We start from the raw sequence: 14,446 nt of genomic DNA on the forward strand, positions 1-14,446 counted from the left end.
TTCGGCAGTTCAGCCAGGTTTGGCTTTGCCTGGACGGGGGAAGTCGTCTTCATCGAGACGCATCGTCTCGATCTTTAACGCCAATTGCGTGGGGCTCAACCCCCTGCGCATCGCACTGCGCAAGCTCACCTCCAAGATGCGCCAGCCCAACGAGTCGCCGTTCGTGAGCACAAAGTCCTGCCCAGGCGGCGCTCCAAGGCGTTGCATGAAGCCATGGGCCAGTTCGCCAGTGGGGATCTCCTGCCCACCCTGCTCGGCGAGGCTCAAGAGCGCAGAAGCGGTCGCTTGCGGGTCTTGCGTGGGGATGCCTTCCAGCGCAACGGGCAGCACGATCATTCGGTCGGGGCTGACCATCGCGGCCAAATCGTCCTGCGCAGTCGGCCCCGGCGTGAGAGACAGCCGAACCCATGCCTCGCCCCACTGCAGGAATCTTGTATGGGACATGCCAGGATGCTCATCGAGAAACAAGCATCGGGGCGCCACTGGCGCCTGGAGCAGGTTGAAAACGGTGCGCAGGTGTGCCCATTCACCTTGGTCGCTCCAGGTGTGCACCATGTCCGACCGAAGCTGCCCCCCTTGGACACCCAGGTGGTAAAGCAACGCCGTCACGCGCGCCGCAGAGATGACCTGCGGTCTGCCTTTAAGCCATGCAGACAGGTTGGCCGCGCGAATGCCCGTGGCGTCAAACACCGCTGCCAACGTGAGGCCTCGCAGACGCAAGAGCGCGCCGGCCAGTATGGGGAGTTGCTCGCTGCTCAAGGCAGACATGTCCGCCTCCAAAAGAATCACAGTAAATCACTATAACCAAGACTAACGCGGCAAGCGAACACTGGATCATCGCGCCTGACATTGTTATAGTAATTTATAGTTAATCAAAAGAGGCCGCCATGACTCGTCCTAACAGCCGTCGCCCCATGAGCCGCGCCGCCTACCAAGCGAGCCTGGCAGCCTTGAAAGCCGAGCACCCATGGCTGGACAAGCAGGTGGTGGAGCCCGCCCCTGGCCACCTGGCGGTACTGGCCCATTTCGTAGGTCAGTGCGAGCTGCTGATGAAGCCGGCCGACTACCGCCACCTGCCGCTGTTTTGCGCCACCAACCAGCGCGACAAGCTCAGCCTGCGGGTGGAACTGGTGGGCGCCAGCGTGAACAGGGACAGGGCTTTGTTGGATCTGATCGAGGCCGCCCGACATTCCGCCCAACAACATTGCCCGGTTTGCTCGGCGCCCGTGATTGGCGGCGATGCGAACGCAGGCCTGGGAGTCCGCTGCAAGCAGCACGAGGCCACCATCGGCCTATTCGCCGAAGACCTCAAGCGCAATCACAAACTCGCGGTAGCGGCAGGGCTACTGCCGGCCGCCACCAAGCCCGAGAAGTCGGTACGTGGCGAGCCGCTCGATCCGTCCATCGACGATGCAGTACACGCGCTGGTGCAGTCGCTGCCCGACATGAAGCCACCGGCAGCGGCGCCGGATCAGCCCGCGCCGCAGGCACCTCGGGCAACACCCCAAATCGCGTTTCTTGACGCCGCAGGCCTGCGCAGCTTTGTCGAGCGCCACCGCGCCAAGCCCGACGAGAAGGCCAAGCGGGCCCAGTACATCGCCGAGCGCATCAGGGCCGCTGGCCACGAACGCCGCAAGCTGGGTGAGCTACCCGATGACTGGACAGAGCTGATCGAAGACTTCCAGCGCGACTTCCCCAACTTCGCTGAGCTGGCCGAGGTACTGCACGACCACTTCGCCCTGCATGCGATGGGCGATGGCCGCGTGGCATGGTCGCCTATCCTGCTGGTCGGAGCTGCCGGGATTGGCAAGACAGAGGCCGCCCGCTGGCTGGCTGCGCGGCTGAGCCTTCCCTTCCGTGTGATCGACATGGCCAGCACCCAATCCAGCTCACCGCTGGCGGGATCGGAATCGTTCTGGTCGAACTCGGAGCCCGGCGTGGTGTTTGAGCTGCTGGCCTACCAGCCGCTGGCCAATCCGGTGATCGTGCTGGACGAGCTCGACAAGACCGACCAGCAACGTCAGTACGACCCGCTCGCGGCGCTCTACACCCTGCTGGAACCTCGCAGTGCACGCGACTTCATCGACCTTTCGATTCGCGACTTTGCCATCGACGCCAGCCACGTGAACTGGATCGCCACGGCCAACAGCATCGAGAGCATCCCTGCACCGCTGCTGTCGCGCATGACGGTGCTGCATGTGCAGGCCCCGACGGCCGCACAGATGGCTCACATCGCTCAACAGATTTATGGGCGCATGCGGGCTGAGAGTCCATGGGGTGGGGCCTTTGAGCCAGCACTGGATGAGCAGGTTGTGGATCGACTCAAAGGACTTCCGCCGCGTAGCCTTGGGATGACGCTGAAGCGAGCACTCGGCAAAGCAGCCCGCGCCGAGCGCTGCCGGATCTTGTCTGAAGACCTCCCACAGGCATCGTGTGAGGTGAGGAGAAGCATTGGGTTTACGGCGGTAGTCTCCAAGCCAGCCTAAGGGCAGGCGCAACAACTCCATGAGCGGATCGCCATCACAAGGCTGGAAGCCTCAAGCTTTTAGGAAGACCGGCTTTTAAACGAAACATTTTTGTGGCATACTCAGCGATAGCGAAATAAACTCAGATGCCAGGACTGACCATGCGTCACCAAGACTCGATCCACGAGCTTCTCGTGAAGAACATACCGCGTCAGCTTCTTCTGGGGCTTGAGGAGGCCAAACTGGTCGGCGCTCAACGTGCCTATGCTGCAGCGCGGGGGATGGACGACGGGCACTTGCCCAGTGTGGTGGGGCAGCTGCGCCACTTCCATATGAATGAGTCCTTCCATCGCGCACTCGCCGTTGCCGACGCATCTCCTTCACCGCTACGCGGCAATCAGATCGTCACAGGCCGGTCAGGGATCTTCACCTTGGCACGGTTCAACACCAAGTATGGGGTCTGGAACAGCGGGCGGCGTAGCGAAACCCGAAAACAGATGTCCCTGGCGAACGCAGCCATCGAGCCACTGGTTCAACCCGGACTCTTTTCAGGCTACGTGGAGCCATCCCAAGCGGTTGTGTTCGTCGTGGCCTGCTTTGCAGGGTCGCTTCACAGCCAGCCGGACACACCCGTCTCCATCGAAATCGCGGTTCCAGATCGCCACATGCAAGGCTGGCTTTTCCGGGAACCCATTGATGCATTCATCAAGCGCTACGACCAGCAGCCGACAGCAGGCCAGGACGATTTGGCTGTGCCGAAGCTGAAGAAGAACATCGGCAAACAACAAGACAAAGACGGAACAGGATCATGAGCAGGGGCGGTGTACAAGGATTTCAGAAGGATCGACTCAGCCAAATTCTTGCGGCCCGTCGCCTGACTCAAGTCCAGCTGGCCTCAATGGTCGACGTTTCGCCGGCGACCGTCAGTAAGTGGCGCGCAGGAACGCAAGCGCCCGAGCGTGACGCGCTTGAACGCCTTGCTGGCGTGGTCAACGTTACGCCGGAATGGTTTACGCGTGCGCCCGGGGCGAAGTTGTCGTTGCCGCTTTTTCGCAGCAACGCTTCAGCGCACGTCGCTGCACGAGCCATGCTGGAGGCCCGCCTTGAATGGGCCCAAGACGTGGCGGCTGCCTTGATGGAGTACGTTGACTACCCCGATGTCAATTTGCCATCGCGTAATTACACCGAGCCGGAGCAGATAACTAACGAGGACATCGAGAAGGCTGCCTGCGAATGCCGGGATCTTTGGCGTCTGGGCCGCTCGGCGATTCAAGACTTGGCTCTGGCCGTGGAAGGCGCTGGGGTCATCCTCGTTCGGGAGGAAACCGGCGTTGCCCAGATTGAAGGGCTGTCGGCTTGGAGTGAGGTACTGGGCAGACCGTTGATCCTCCTGTCCGCCGACAAGGACAATGGTTACCGCAGTCGCTTCGACCTTGCCCACGAAATCGGGCATCTTGTACTGCATCGTCATATTCAGCGCACGACTGACAGCGCACGCCACAAACTGATGGAGCAGCAGGCGCACCGCTTCGCAGGCGCATTTTTGCTGCCAGCCGAAACGTTCGCCAGCGAAGTTCGTGTGCCACCGACTCTGGATGACTTGTTGCTGCTCAAGCGCCGTTGGGGCGTATCGGCGGCGGCGATCATCATGCGGCTCAAGGCTCTTGAGATGCTGGATGAAGATGGCGCTCTGATGCTTTTCAAGCGTCGCTCTGCGCGGTGGGGTGCGAAATCGGAACCCGGAGACGAGGATCGCCGACCAGAGCAGCCACGCCTGCTTCGTCGCACCATTGATCTGTTGGTCGAAGAAAAGGTCATGCCCTTAGAAGCCATCCCGAGGCACATCGGGCTGGCGGCGGGAGACGTGGAAGCACTCGCCGGATTGCCCGAAGGCTACTTCCAGGGCAAAACCAATGTCGTGGAGTTTGCGCGACTGAAAGCAACCCAGAAGCACGTTGATGACCAACCAGCCCAAGGCAATAAGGTGGTGCCATTCCGGCCCGTCTCCAAATCCTGATGTGAAAGGAGCAGCGATGTCCAAGAACACTAAGCAGACGTCCTCACGAATTGGTCGGCTGGCGTCGGAAACGCTGCAAAGCAGCAGTTCGTCGCAAGTGGCCAAGAGTCTGGCTGCTTCGGCACTGTCTCAGCGCAGCGGCGACAAACAGACCGGTGCCCAGATGGAAGACAAGGCCGCACGCGTTCTGGCCAGCGACCGATACGCCAAAGAGACGAAAGAACTGGCGGCCTCGGTCCTGTCCCAAGCCAACAAGCAGCGCTGAGCCAGGGAGTCGAGTCCCCCATGTCACAGGATCTGAGCGACTCGCAACTGAAGGATCTCTGGCGGCAGGGAAGAATCCCGGTCATCTTTAAGCGCAATAAGCCACTCCCGGCCTTGGCGCGCGTTCCGTTTGACCAAGGGAACATGGAGTGGCTGCGGGATGGCCGACGCCTGAAGCCAGATTGGTGCGCGCAGTTCAAAGCCTGGGAAATTCCGACGGCGTGGTTCGACAGCGTGATCAAACTTGCGCTGAGGCGACACCAAGAGGTCTACGTGATCCAGTTGTACCGGGAGCACCAGAAATGCGCTTCAGCATGCTGGAACGCTGGGGGTTTTCATTGCGAATGCTCCTGCATGGGGGAGAACCATGGCGGTGGTCATCCGGGTGGCAAGTGGTACGAGGTTTCAGAAACCTTCGCCGTATCCTGGGGCCAACAGCGCTATTCATGCCGCCATCTCCGGGTGCGTGCATAGGGCTGCAGTTACCGTAATTACGGTAGTTACGGTAATCCGACTAGATCCGTCATCCCCGCTGGTGTGCCTGCCCACAGGTATGGCAGAACCAAGTGTTCTGCCACTGGCGCTTCGCGGCACTGTATGCCTTCGCCTGGGCATGCCAGCCCTTCATCAGCAGCCAGCCCAGCGCGATGAGTCCCACGCCGACTGCCGCTTGCTTCCAGTTGTAGCGCAGGCCCGCCAGTCCGACGTACACGCACTCACGCGCCAACAACGGGCACACAGTCATCGACATGTAGATGATGATGCCGCCAATCCCATAGGCTCCAATGAACGGCAGAGGTGATGGCGGCGCAGGTGGAGCGCAGTGCTGGGCCAGCGCCGTGGACTGCGAGCCCTGGCTGCTACCTTGAACGAACTGCCCATCTGAAGTGACCGCCGTGTGCGTTGCGTGGAACTGCTGCGTGCCGCCTGCATGCACGACAGCCATCGGCTGAATGTGCGTGCCGCCACAACTCGGGCATTGCATCGCCATGGTCAGCCCTCCGAACCTTCGGTGTTGACTGTGCAGGTCAGCGTGGCCTCGCCGCCGTCCATGCCCGCCGAAAGCACGCCGACCTTGGTCAAACGGCCATAGGTCTTGCCGTCCTTGCCCAGCTTCAACGAGCCTGATTTCGCAAGCTGCTGGACCGTAAGGCCGGGCAAGTAGCTGCGGTAGGTTTGCTCACCCCCGTCACGTGACACCGCTACCTTGCGGACGCTGAACCCATAGACCTTGACGGGCTCGGCGAGCGTGACCGGCGTTACGCCTTGATCTGGATTCCATCCCGACTGCTTGAGCAGCGACTCAGCCAGTTCAAATCGTGGACCGATGGCCGTGCAGCTCAGCGCCTGTTCGAGCTGCGCCTTGGTCTTGGCGTCCACGGGCTGCAACGCTCCGTTGCTGGAGGCAGGAGGCACGGTTGGCTTGATGACCACGTTGGCGTCATACCCTACCAACCAGAGATTGGTCGGGGCGCCCGGCTGCCATCCGGTGTCGAGCACCAGTTGCTGGATAAACCCCTGGAAGGCGAGCTGCTGCCCCTCACTGATCGGCTGCCGGTCGGGAATGGCCAGCATGGGCGGCTTGGGGCCAACGGTGCGGACATTGCCGCTGTGCTCGACCGCCGTCTGCTGCATGAAGAGGTGCAAGTTGGCGGCGTTGTTGACCGCGTACCCCACTGACTGCCCCCAGCACACCGAGAAGGCGGGCACAGCTTCGGACTTTCTCTGACTCCACCAGATGGTGGCCGTACCGATCCAGCAGTCGTTGCGAGACCAGTCCGTGACCGTGACAGCCACGCGGGGGAAGTAGCTCTTGGGCGTTCCGTCGTAGGGGTACTTGCTGAAGACGCCTGCCAGTGCTGTCGAACGGATGCCGGCGAAATTGGAAGAAACGCTCGGGGCTGTCCTCGGCTGCTCGGCAACCGGCGCCGACCGGACCTTTGGGGTCAAGACTTGAGCGGGGAGATCGCTGCCCTGACTGGCTTCAGGTGGCACACCGAGTGAGATGCGCACCTTCGTTGAGCCATCAGTCTGGGGCTGTGTCGTGACGCAGCCGCCCATGCCGATCACTGCCGGGACGATCATGAAGGCCCTCTTCGCCATGGCGCCAACAGCGCTCAACGGGACGGTGAGTCCGGTGCTCCGCGCCAACAAGGTGTGTAGGTGCTTCATCTGCCTCCCCCAAAAAATTCGATAGCAGTTCGATTGTTATCTATAGACACGTGTCAATAGTAAACCAAACCCGAAGACTTTGGGCCTATGCGTCCAAGTCGAAACCAACTGCTGATCAATGCCCTGGGGGTAGAGGTCAAGGTGCGCCGGTTGGAGTTGGCGCTATCCCAGGAAGATGTAGCGGGGCGTTGTGAGCTCGATCGCCCGTTCATCACGATGATTGAGAGCGGACGCAAGCAGCCCACCATCAGCGTCCTGCACCGCCTGGCGGGGGCCCTGGATCTGTCGTTAGGTGAGCTCTGTCAAAGGGTGGAAGGGCGCTATCGCGCAGAGGCGGCTGCGGCAGCCGCAGCTGCCAGCCTATCCACAGGCCGGTCCGGTAGATGACTGGTAGAAGACGGTAGAGGCTGCGCGGCCAGCCGGAAACCGTTGTGCCAGTTGGTCTTTCAGCAAGCGTGACGGAACGCCATCCCGACGGATCGGAAAGTCATCCCGATGGCGCGGCATGCCATCCCGAACAGCATGGAACGCTATCCCGATGCCTGCCCCCGAGTTATCCACAATCAGCCGAGTTTCTTCGCGAGGTCCTCGGCTCTGGGGTGGTAGTAGCGCTTGAGCATGCGCAAATCCTTGTGGCCGGTGACAGCAGAGAGCTCCAAGACGTTGTTGAGCCTCTCTGCCAGGCGTGATGCAGCCTCGTGGCGAGTGTCATGAAAGTGAACATCTTCCAAGAAGCCTGCAACGGGCCGGAGCTTGGCCTGCTTGCAGTCAGCACGGTACTGTTCTTGCGCACGCTCAATAGCCCGCGCAAATCCCTTTCGCAGTGCTAGTGCTGTTGTCCGGAAGACGGGCCCAGAACGTTGAACCTCGGTTCCGTCCTCAACATCCTCTTTGGCCTCTGGTGCAGGCAGCGCCTTGAGGATGGCCACGGCCCGAGTAGACAAAGGCACCGTTCGTGCGTCACCGTTCTTCGTCAGAGGTAGGTGGGCCGTCTGACGCTCCAGGTCCACGTTCTCCCATGTCAGCGATAGCAGCTCACCGCGCCGCATGGCCGTCTCAATGGCGAGTTGAACGAGCGGTAGCAACCATGGATTGCGTGCTCCTTTGCTGAACGTACCATCGGCCAGACGCTCGCCACCCGTCAGCGCGGCCAGCAAGTAGGACTCCTCCTCGGCCGAAAAGCGACGATCACGCGCTCGCGCCTTCTCCGGTCGTTTAATGAACGGGATCGGGTTCTCAACATGGATGCCCCACTCCCGACGTGCGTGGTTGAGCACTGCGGACAGCACGTCGATCTCGCGGTTCACAGTGGCTCCGCTAACTTCCTTGAGTCGGCGATCTCGCCAGCTAGCGATGGCGCTGCCCGCAAGTGCCGACATCTTGAGCTTTGGCAGCACCGCATCCTTCATGATCACGTCGATCTTGACCGATTCGATGGAAGCGGACCTCTTGGTGGGGGTCACCTCTTGCTGGTAGCGGCGGAGAACTTCCCCTAGCGTGTTCTTGTCCGCCTCGCGGCGATCCACGAAACCAGAGGTCTCCAGCTCCCGCTCGACGGTCCGGATCCACTTCTCCGCGTCCTCCCGGTAGGTGAAGGTGCGCGACTGCTCCGGGAAGCCCTTGCGCCGAACCTTAGCCCGCCACTGGTACTCGCCGCGCTTCGTGATCTGTCCCATACGTCTCCCTGATGGCCCAATGGCCCAAGAATGGCCCAAATAATCAGGAACCACGTTAAACCACCAGTAAAAACGGCACAAGGGCCAAGCGTTCGGGACGTAGAGGCCGGAGGTTCGAATCCTCTCACCCCGACCACAAATCAATCGCACGCGCATTTGCGCCGCCTGTGGCGCGGTTACCAATATCCAGCGCTGTACACCCTCTGTGCGATCGGTGATGATAGGATGGTTTCTTCTCCACACCTAACACATATACCGGTTACATGGCCGCTGTTGATACTGTCCCCAAAGAAGCCTCTGCAGTAGCCCTGCCCGGACTGGGTCGGGCTTTGATGTCTGCTGGCAAACTGACCCAAAAGTCAGCCGAGGACATTTACAAAAAATCACAAATCAGTCGCACCAGTTTTATCGCCGAACTGACGGGCTCTGGTGCGGTATCTGCAGCTGATTTGGCCCACACCGTTTCTGCCGTGTTTGGCGCGCCACTGCTGGACTTGGATGCTATTGATCCACTTCGGCTTCCCAAAGAGCTGCTGGACGGGAAAATATGCCAGGCCTACCGTGTTGTAGTGCTCAGCAAGCGCAACAACCGGCTGATCGTCGCCACGGCCGACCCCACCGACCAAGAAGCTGCCGAGAAAATCAAATTTACCACGCAGATGGGCGTGGATTGGATTATTGCGGAATATGACAAGCTGAGTCGCTTGGTTGAATCATCGACCAAATCCACGAGCGAATCCATGGATACGCTGGTCAGCGGCGGCGGCGATTTTGAATTTGATGATGTTTCCATTGAGGAAGCGCCAGACGAAGCCGACACGGGCGTCACTGAAGTCGAAGACGCCCCCATCGTCAAGTTTCTTCACAAAATGCTGCTCGATGCTTTCAATATGCGGGCATCTGATTTGCACTTTGAGCCTTACGAGCACCAGTACCGCGTACGCTTTCGGATTGACGGCGAACTGCGCGAAATAGCCTCCCCTCCGATCGCCATCAAGGACAAGTTGGCTTCGCGAATCAAAGTGATTTCGCGATTAGACATCTCGGAAAAGCGCGTGCCGCAAGATGGCCGCATGAAGCTGAAAGTGGGCCCCGACAGGGTCATCGATTTCCGCGTCAGCACGCTGCCTACTTTGTTTGGTGAAAAAATCGTGATCCGTATTCTGGATCCGAGCAGCGCCAAACTAGGTATTGACGCACTGGGCTACGAGCCCGTGGAGAAGGAACGACTCCTTCAAGCCATTGGTCGCCCTTACGGCATGATTCTTGTTACTGGCCCTACAGGGTCCGGCAAGACAGTGTCCCTTTACACCTGCCTGAATCTTCTCAACAAACCGGGCGTCAATATTGCGACAGCTGAAGACCCCTCGGAAATCAACTTGCCTGGCGTCAATCAGGTCAATGTGAATGAGAAGGCTGGCCTAACATTTGCTGTCGCACTCAAATCCTTTCTCCGCCAGGATCCTGACATCATCATGGTGGGTGAAATCCGGGATCTGGAAACTGCCGACATTTCGATCAAGGCAGCCCAAACCGGTCACTTGGTGTTGTCCACCCTGCACACAAACGATGCACCGACGACGCTGACACGGATGCGCAACATGGGCATAGCGCCCTTCAACATTGCCTCGAGCGTGATCTTGATCACCGCCCAGCGGCTGGCGCGCAGGTTGTGCCCTGCATGCAAGGCCCCTGCCGATATTCCCCACGAAACACTGGTGGAAGCCGGCTACAAGGAGGACGACATCGACGGCTCCTGGGTCACCTACCGCCCCGTCGGCTGCTCTGCCTGCAACAACGGATACAAAGGCCGAGTCGGCATTTACCAGGTCATGCCGGTATCCGAGGACATCCAGCGCATCATTCTTCGCGATGGAAGCGCCCTGGAAATTGCGGAACAAGCGCGGGCCGAAGGCGTGCGTTCGCTGCGGGAGTCTGGGCTCCACAAAGCCAGGCTCGGAATGACTTCACTCGAAGAAGTCTTGGCAGTTACCAATGAATAGCATCCACTGACGAGGGCAGTATGGCGACCGTAGCATCAAAAAGAGATATCAAGGATTTTGTCTTCGAATGGGAAGGCAAAGATCGCCACGGAAAAATTGTTCGCGGCGAAATTCGTGCTGTTGGTGAAAATCAAGTACAGGCTACCTTGCGGCGTCAGGGGGTTTTTCCGACAAAGATCAAAAAGCGCCGGATGCGTTCTGGCAAAAAAATCAAACCGAAAGATATTGCCCTTTTCACCCGGCAACTTGCAACCATGATGAAGGCTGGCGTCCCTTTATTGCAAGCATTTGATATTGTAGGAAGAGGCAATACAAATGCCAGTGTCACCAAGCTTCTTAATGATATTCGTGCTGACATCGAGACAGGGACATCATTGAATGGCGCCTTTCGAAAATATCCTATGTATTTCGATAGCCTTTACTGTAATTTGGTCGAGGCAGGGGAAGCTGCGGGTATTTTGGAAGCACTTCTGGATCGCCTTGCCACTTACATGGAGAAGACGGAAGCTATTAAATCAAAAATCAAATCGGCCTTGATGTATCCGATATCGGTGATCATTGTTGCTTTTGTGGTTGTGACAGTGATCATGATTTTTGTGATTCCGGCATTCAAGGAAGTTTTCACATCCTTTGGGGCAGACTTGCCCGCGCCTACACTTTTTGTGATGGCCGTAAGCGAAATTTTTGTTAAATGGTGGTGGCTGATCTTTGGCGCCATAGGCGGCGGGTTTTTCTTCTTCATGCAGGCGTGGCGCCGCAACGAAAAGATGCAAATGTTCATGGATCGGTTGCTGCTGCGCATGCCCGTCTTTGGAGCGCTCATCGATAAATCATGCGTCGCGCGCTGGACCCGGACTTTGTCCACGATGTTTGCAGCGGGTGTCCCCCTTGTAGAAGCACTCGACTCTGTGGGGGGGGCAGCAGGCAACTCCGTCTACGCCATGGCTACCGACAAGATCCAGCAAGAAGTGTCCACCGGCACCAGCCTAACCGCCGCGATGGGCAATGCCAACGTTTTCCCTTCCATGGTGCTGCAGATGTGCGCCATCGGGGAAGAATCCGGCTCCATTGACCACATGCTCGGCAAAGCCGCCGATTTCTACGAAGCTGAAGTGGACGATATGGTGGCAGGCCTTTCCAGCCTGATGGAGCCCATCATCATTGTGTTCCTGGGTACCTTGATTGGCGGCATCGTTGTTTCCATGTATCTCCCCATCTTCAAACTGGGTCAGGTTGTGTAATGGAGTTCGAGGTCTGGTCGGGCGCTGCACTGGGCGGCGTCATTGGTTTGCTGATTGGCAGCTTCCTGAACGTCGTGATTTATCGGCTGCCCAAGATGATGGAGCGGCAATGGGCGGCAGAGCTGGCTCAGTTGGAGGCAGAAAAACAAGGCACAGAATCTCCTACGGGTACGCAGGAGCCCTTCAACCTCATGACCCCTCGGTCGCGTTGCCCAGGTTGCGGGCATGCGGTGCAGTGGTATGAGAATGTTCCCGTCCTGAGTTATCTGTTTCTGCGGGGCCGATGCTCGGCCTGCAAGACACGGATCAGCGTTCGCTACCCACTGGTCGAGCTGCTGACGGGGGCACTGTTCTTCTTCTGCATCTACCGCTGGGGTGTAACCCCGGCCGGTTTTGCGTGGTGCGGCTTTTCGGCAGCACTGGTGGCATTGGCCTTTATCGACTGGGACACCACGCTGTTGCCAGACGACATCACCTTGCCCTTGCTCTGGGCGGGCCTGCTCTCTGCCGCCTTTCAGTGGACTGCCGTTCCGCTGCATGCCTCCGTGGTGGGTGCTGCTGCCGGTTATTTGTCGTTGTGGCTGGTGTACTGGGGCTTCAAGCTGGCGACGGGCAAGGAGGGCATGGGGTACGGAGACTTCAAACTGTTCGCCGCGCTGGGCGCCTGGTTCGGCTGGCAAGCACTGGTGCCCATCATTCTGATGTCGTCGATCATTGGCGCCATCATCGGCATCGCCATGAAGATCTTCAGCAGCCTGCGCGAAGGTGGCTACATTCCGTTCGGTCCGTTCCTGGTGGGCGCTGGGCTGACGGCGATGGTGTTTGGCCCCAACGCTATCCTGAACACAGTGCTGAGCGCGCTGGGGCTATAGCGTTAGCTCGACCATGGCAAACCAGAGGCGCCCGGTGCGCCTGGGCCTGACCGGCGGGATTGGCAGCGGCAAGAGCACAGTGGGCGGCATGTTTGTATCGCTCGGAGCCACCTTGATCGATGCAGACCAGATCGCACGCAATGTGACAGGCCCCCAGGGCGATGCCATGGATGCCATCCGCAGCACATTTGGCGACACGTTCGTGGATGACTCTGGCGCCTTGGACCGCACCAGGATGCGCCAACTGGCCTTCAGCGAACCCGAGGCCCGCACGCGGCTGGAGGCGATCGTGCATCCGCTCGTGACCCGCCACAGCCTTTTGCAGACGCAACAGGCCCTTGCCGCAGGCACCCGCATGATCGTGCACGACATTCCACTGCTGGCGGAATCCGGCCGGTGGGCGCGCCAGCTGGATGCTGTGGTGGTCGTGGACTGTCCCGTTGAGACGCAGATCGAGCGGGTTGTGCAACGCAATGGCCTCGCACGCGAGGTAGTGCAAGGCATCATCGCGTCGCAAGCCACGCGCCATGCGCGTCGGGCAGTGGCCGATATCGTGATAACCAACGGGCCTGGCTGTACGCTGCCCGCATTGCAGGCCCAGGTGCGGCAAGCAGCCGCCCTGTTCGGGCTATGATGCACCAGAGCCTCAAGAATCCGCCAGCGTGATCCTTTACGAATACCCCTTTAACGAGCGTCTCAGAACCTATCTGCGGCTTGAGCAGTTGTTCCGCCGGTTGGGGGAGCTGATTCCCCGCACCCACGCGCTGGACCACCACTTCGCCCTGGTCACGATCTTCGAGATCATGGATGTGGCTGCACGGGCCGACCTGAAGTCGGACGTGCTCAAGGACATCGAAAAACACAAGCACCAGCTCGATGGTTACCGTGGCAATCCTTCCATCTCGGAGGCGGCACTGGACGCTGTGATCGCGCAGCTCGACCGGTGCTTCACAGCACTGAACGGACAAAGTGGGAAATCGGGCCACGCGCTGACCGAAAACGACTGGCTGATGAGCATCCGCAGCCGCATCGGCATTCCCGGTGGTACCTGTGGGTTTGATCTGCCTGCCTACTACGCGTGGCAACACCACACCCCCGACGTGCGCCAGCAGGCGCTGGAGCAATGGGCGTCCACCCTCGCTCCACTGGCTGAATCGATCTATGTGCTGCTCAAGCTGCTGCGAGACTCAGGGGTCCCCCAGAAGGTGGCGGCAGAACGCGGCCAGTTCCAGCAGAATCTGCCACAAGGCCGCACGTTCCAGCTGCTGCGCCTGCGCATCGACCCCGCCCTGAACCTCATTCCCGAGATCAGCGGCAACCGGCTGATTGTTTCCGTGCGCCTCATGCGGCTTGAAGGAGATGGTCGCCTGCACGCCTGCAACGAAGATGCGGCCTTTGAACTCACACTCTGCGCCTGAGTCTTCGTTCAATGGCCTGCAACGCGCCAGGCCAAGCTGACTGACCCTGGCGACCCGGAGGCACAACCCGCCATGACCCGCCCCACGCCCACTGACCATCCAACCGCACGCACTGTGGCCTGCCCCAGTTGCGGCGGCGACAGCATCTATAGCCCCGCCAACGCCTACCGGCCTTTTTGCAGCGAACGCTGCAAGCAGGTCGATCTGGGCGCCTGGGCCAGCGAGGACTTCCGCATGCCCGCCGAGGCCCCGCCAGCGGACGCCCAGTATGGCGATCCGCGCCTGCAGCATTGATGTGGGCACCGGGCCATCAAGAAT

At 59.7% G+C, this 14,446-nt stretch carries 16 protein-coding genes; 12 read left to right on the top strand and 4 right to left on the bottom strand.

Annotated features, from left to right (window positions below; translation table 11 throughout):
- Positions 1 to 9: 9 nt before the first annotated feature.
- On the bottom strand, positions 10 to 768 hold the full coding sequence (locus AvAM_RS09280) for a helix-turn-helix transcriptional regulator (protein WP_137746785.1): 759 nt from the start codon (positions 766 to 768) through the stop codon (positions 10 to 12).
- A 146-nt stretch (positions 769 to 914) separates the two neighbouring features.
- Here AvAM_RS09280 and AvAM_RS09285 point away from each other — a divergent pair, with 146 nt between their 5' ends.
- The 5 genes from AvAM_RS09285 to AvAM_RS09305 all read left to right on the top strand — a co-directional run bounded on the left by AvAM_RS09285 (position 915) and on the right by AvAM_RS09305 (position 5,220).
- Positions 915 to 2,486 carry an AAA family ATPase gene (locus tag AvAM_RS09285; RefSeq protein WP_249368029.1) on the top strand — a complete coding sequence of 524 codons (1,572 nt, stop codon included), beginning with the start codon at positions 915 to 917 and terminating at the stop codon, positions 2,484 to 2,486.
- Between the two features lie 140 nt (positions 2,487 to 2,626).
- On the top strand, positions 2,627 to 3,277 hold the full coding sequence (locus AvAM_RS09290) for an alpha/beta hydrolase (protein WP_249368031.1): 651 nt from the start codon (positions 2,627 to 2,629) through the stop codon (positions 3,275 to 3,277).
- Complete coding sequence (locus AvAM_RS09295) at positions 3,274 to 4,482, top strand: XRE family transcriptional regulator (protein WP_137746788.1); 1,209 nt, start codon at positions 3,274 to 3,276, stop codon at positions 4,480 to 4,482. Before AvAM_RS09290 ends, AvAM_RS09295 begins: the two co-directional genes overlap by 4 nt.
- 16 nt (positions 4,483 to 4,498) lie before the next feature.
- The gene (locus AvAM_RS09300; RefSeq protein ID WP_020200504.1) at positions 4,499 to 4,747 is read left to right on the top strand and encodes a hypothetical protein; all 249 of its coding nucleotides are present in this window, start codon (positions 4,499 to 4,501) and stop codon (positions 4,745 to 4,747) included.
- A 20-nt stretch (positions 4,748 to 4,767) separates the two neighbouring features.
- On the top strand, positions 4,768 to 5,220 hold the full coding sequence (locus AvAM_RS09305; RefSeq protein ID WP_137746789.1) for a hypothetical protein: 453 nt from the start codon (positions 4,768 to 4,770) through the stop codon (positions 5,218 to 5,220).
- A gap of 49 nt (positions 5,221 to 5,269) precedes the next feature.
- On the opposite strand, the gene AvAM_RS09310 is transcribed toward AvAM_RS09305, so the two are convergent.
- Both AvAM_RS09310 and AvAM_RS09315 read right to left on the bottom strand, forming a co-directional pair.
- Positions 5,270 to 5,737: a hypothetical protein gene (locus AvAM_RS09310; protein WP_137746790.1), complete on the bottom strand. Its 468-nt coding sequence runs from the start codon at positions 5,735 to 5,737 to the stop codon at positions 5,270 to 5,272.
- A 2-nt stretch (positions 5,738 to 5,739) separates the two neighbouring features.
- On the bottom strand, positions 5,740 to 6,831 hold the full coding sequence (locus tag AvAM_RS09315) for a hypothetical protein (protein ID WP_137746791.1): 1,092 nt from the start codon (positions 6,829 to 6,831) through the stop codon (positions 5,740 to 5,742).
- Positions 6,832 to 7,005: 174 nt separating this feature from the next.
- On the opposite strand from AvAM_RS09315, the gene AvAM_RS09320 reads away from it, so the two are divergent.
- Positions 7,006 to 7,305: a helix-turn-helix domain-containing protein gene (locus tag AvAM_RS09320; RefSeq protein ID WP_137746792.1), complete on the top strand. Its 300-nt coding sequence runs from the start codon at positions 7,006 to 7,008 to the stop codon at positions 7,303 to 7,305.
- Positions 7,306 to 7,481: 176 nt separating this feature from the next.
- Here the strand turns inward: AvAM_RS09320 and AvAM_RS09325 are convergent, their stop codons facing one another.
- Entirely contained in the window at positions 7,482 to 8,594 is a 1,113-nt protein-coding gene (locus AvAM_RS09325; protein ID WP_137746793.1) for a site-specific integrase, read from the bottom strand.
- 263 nt (positions 8,595 to 8,857) lie between these two features.
- Here AvAM_RS09325 and pilB point away from each other — a divergent pair, with 263 nt between their 5' ends.
- The 6 genes from pilB to AvAM_RS09355 all read left to right on the top strand — a co-directional run bounded on the left by pilB (position 8,858) and on the right by AvAM_RS09355 (position 14,422).
- The gene (gene pilB / locus AvAM_RS09330; protein WP_137746794.1) at positions 8,858 to 10,597 is read left to right on the top strand and encodes a type IV-A pilus assembly ATPase PilB; all 1,740 of its coding nucleotides are present in this window, start codon (positions 8,858 to 8,860) and stop codon (positions 10,595 to 10,597) included.
- Between the two features lie 20 nt (positions 10,598 to 10,617).
- Positions 10,618 to 11,838, top strand: coding sequence for a type II secretion system F family protein (locus AvAM_RS09335; protein WP_137746795.1), 1,221 nt, complete (start codon positions 10,618 to 10,620; stop codon positions 11,836 to 11,838).
- The gene (locus tag AvAM_RS09340) at positions 11,838 to 12,710 is read left to right on the top strand and encodes an A24 family peptidase (RefSeq protein ID WP_137746796.1); all 873 of its coding nucleotides are present in this window, start codon (positions 11,838 to 11,840) and stop codon (positions 12,708 to 12,710) included. The genes AvAM_RS09335 and AvAM_RS09340 overlap by 1 nt, the downstream gene beginning before the upstream one ends.
- A 13-nt stretch (positions 12,711 to 12,723) precedes the next feature.
- Positions 12,724 to 13,344, top strand: a complete 621-nt coding sequence (gene coaE, locus AvAM_RS09345) for a dephospho-CoA kinase (RefSeq protein WP_137746797.1) — start codon at positions 12,724 to 12,726, stop codon at positions 13,342 to 13,344.
- 28 nt (positions 13,345 to 13,372) lie between these two features.
- Positions 13,373 to 14,128 (top strand): cell division protein ZapD, encoded by a 756-nt coding sequence (zapD, locus tag AvAM_RS09350; RefSeq protein WP_137746798.1) that lies wholly within the window; start codon positions 13,373 to 13,375, stop codon positions 14,126 to 14,128.
- Positions 14,129 to 14,200: 72 nt separating this feature from the next.
- Entirely contained in the window at positions 14,201 to 14,422 is a 222-nt protein-coding gene (locus AvAM_RS09355) for a DNA gyrase inhibitor YacG (protein ID WP_137746799.1), read from the top strand.
- The last annotated feature ends 24 nt before the right edge of the window (positions 14,423 to 14,446 follow it).

This window comes from Acidovorax sp. NB1, assembly GCF_005405905.1.
Lineage (GTDB): Bacteria > Pseudomonadota > Gammaproteobacteria > Burkholderiales > Burkholderiaceae_C > Acidovorax.

Excerpts from the sequence above, each read along its gene's own strand:
- AvAM_RS09280 (WP_137746785.1), bottom strand. The coding sequence starts at position 768 with ATGTCTGCCTTGAGCAGCGAGCAACTCCCCATACTGGCCGGCGCGCTC.
- AvAM_RS09285 (WP_249368029.1), top strand. The coding sequence starts at position 915 with ATGAGCCGCGCCGCCTACCAAGCGAGCCTGGCAGCCTTGAAAGCCGAG.
- AvAM_RS09290 (WP_249368031.1), top strand. The coding sequence starts at position 2,627 with ATGCGTCACCAAGACTCGATCCACGAGCTTCTCGTGAAGAACATACCG.
- AvAM_RS09295 (WP_137746788.1), top strand. The coding sequence starts at position 3,274 with ATGAGCAGGGGCGGTGTACAAGGATTTCAGAAGGATCGACTCAGCCAA.
- AvAM_RS09300 (WP_020200504.1), top strand. The coding sequence starts at position 4,499 with ATGTCCAAGAACACTAAGCAGACGTCCTCACGAATTGGTCGGCTGGCG.
- AvAM_RS09305 (WP_137746789.1), top strand. The coding sequence starts at position 4,768 with ATGTCACAGGATCTGAGCGACTCGCAACTGAAGGATCTCTGGCGGCAG.
- AvAM_RS09310 (WP_137746790.1), bottom strand. The coding sequence starts at position 5,737 with ATGGCGATGCAATGCCCGAGTTGTGGCGGCACGCACATTCAGCCGATG.
- AvAM_RS09315 (WP_137746791.1), bottom strand. The coding sequence starts at position 6,831 with ATGATCGTCCCGGCAGTGATCGGCATGGGCGGCTGCGTCACGACACAG.
- AvAM_RS09320 (WP_137746792.1), top strand. The coding sequence starts at position 7,006 with ATGCGTCCAAGTCGAAACCAACTGCTGATCAATGCCCTGGGGGTAGAG.
- AvAM_RS09325 (WP_137746793.1), bottom strand. The coding sequence starts at position 8,594 with ATGGGACAGATCACGAAGCGCGGCGAGTACCAGTGGCGGGCTAAGGTT.
- pilB (WP_137746794.1), top strand. The coding sequence starts at position 8,858 with ATGGCCGCTGTTGATACTGTCCCCAAAGAAGCCTCTGCAGTAGCCCTG.
- AvAM_RS09335 (WP_137746795.1), top strand. The coding sequence starts at position 10,618 with ATGGCGACCGTAGCATCAAAAAGAGATATCAAGGATTTTGTCTTCGAA.
- AvAM_RS09340 (WP_137746796.1), top strand. The coding sequence starts at position 11,838 with ATGGAGTTCGAGGTCTGGTCGGGCGCTGCACTGGGCGGCGTCATTGGT.
- coaE (WP_137746797.1), top strand. The coding sequence starts at position 12,724 with ATGGCAAACCAGAGGCGCCCGGTGCGCCTGGGCCTGACCGGCGGGATT.
- AvAM_RS09355 (WP_137746799.1), top strand. The coding sequence starts at position 14,201 with ATGACCCGCCCCACGCCCACTGACCATCCAACCGCACGCACTGTGGCC.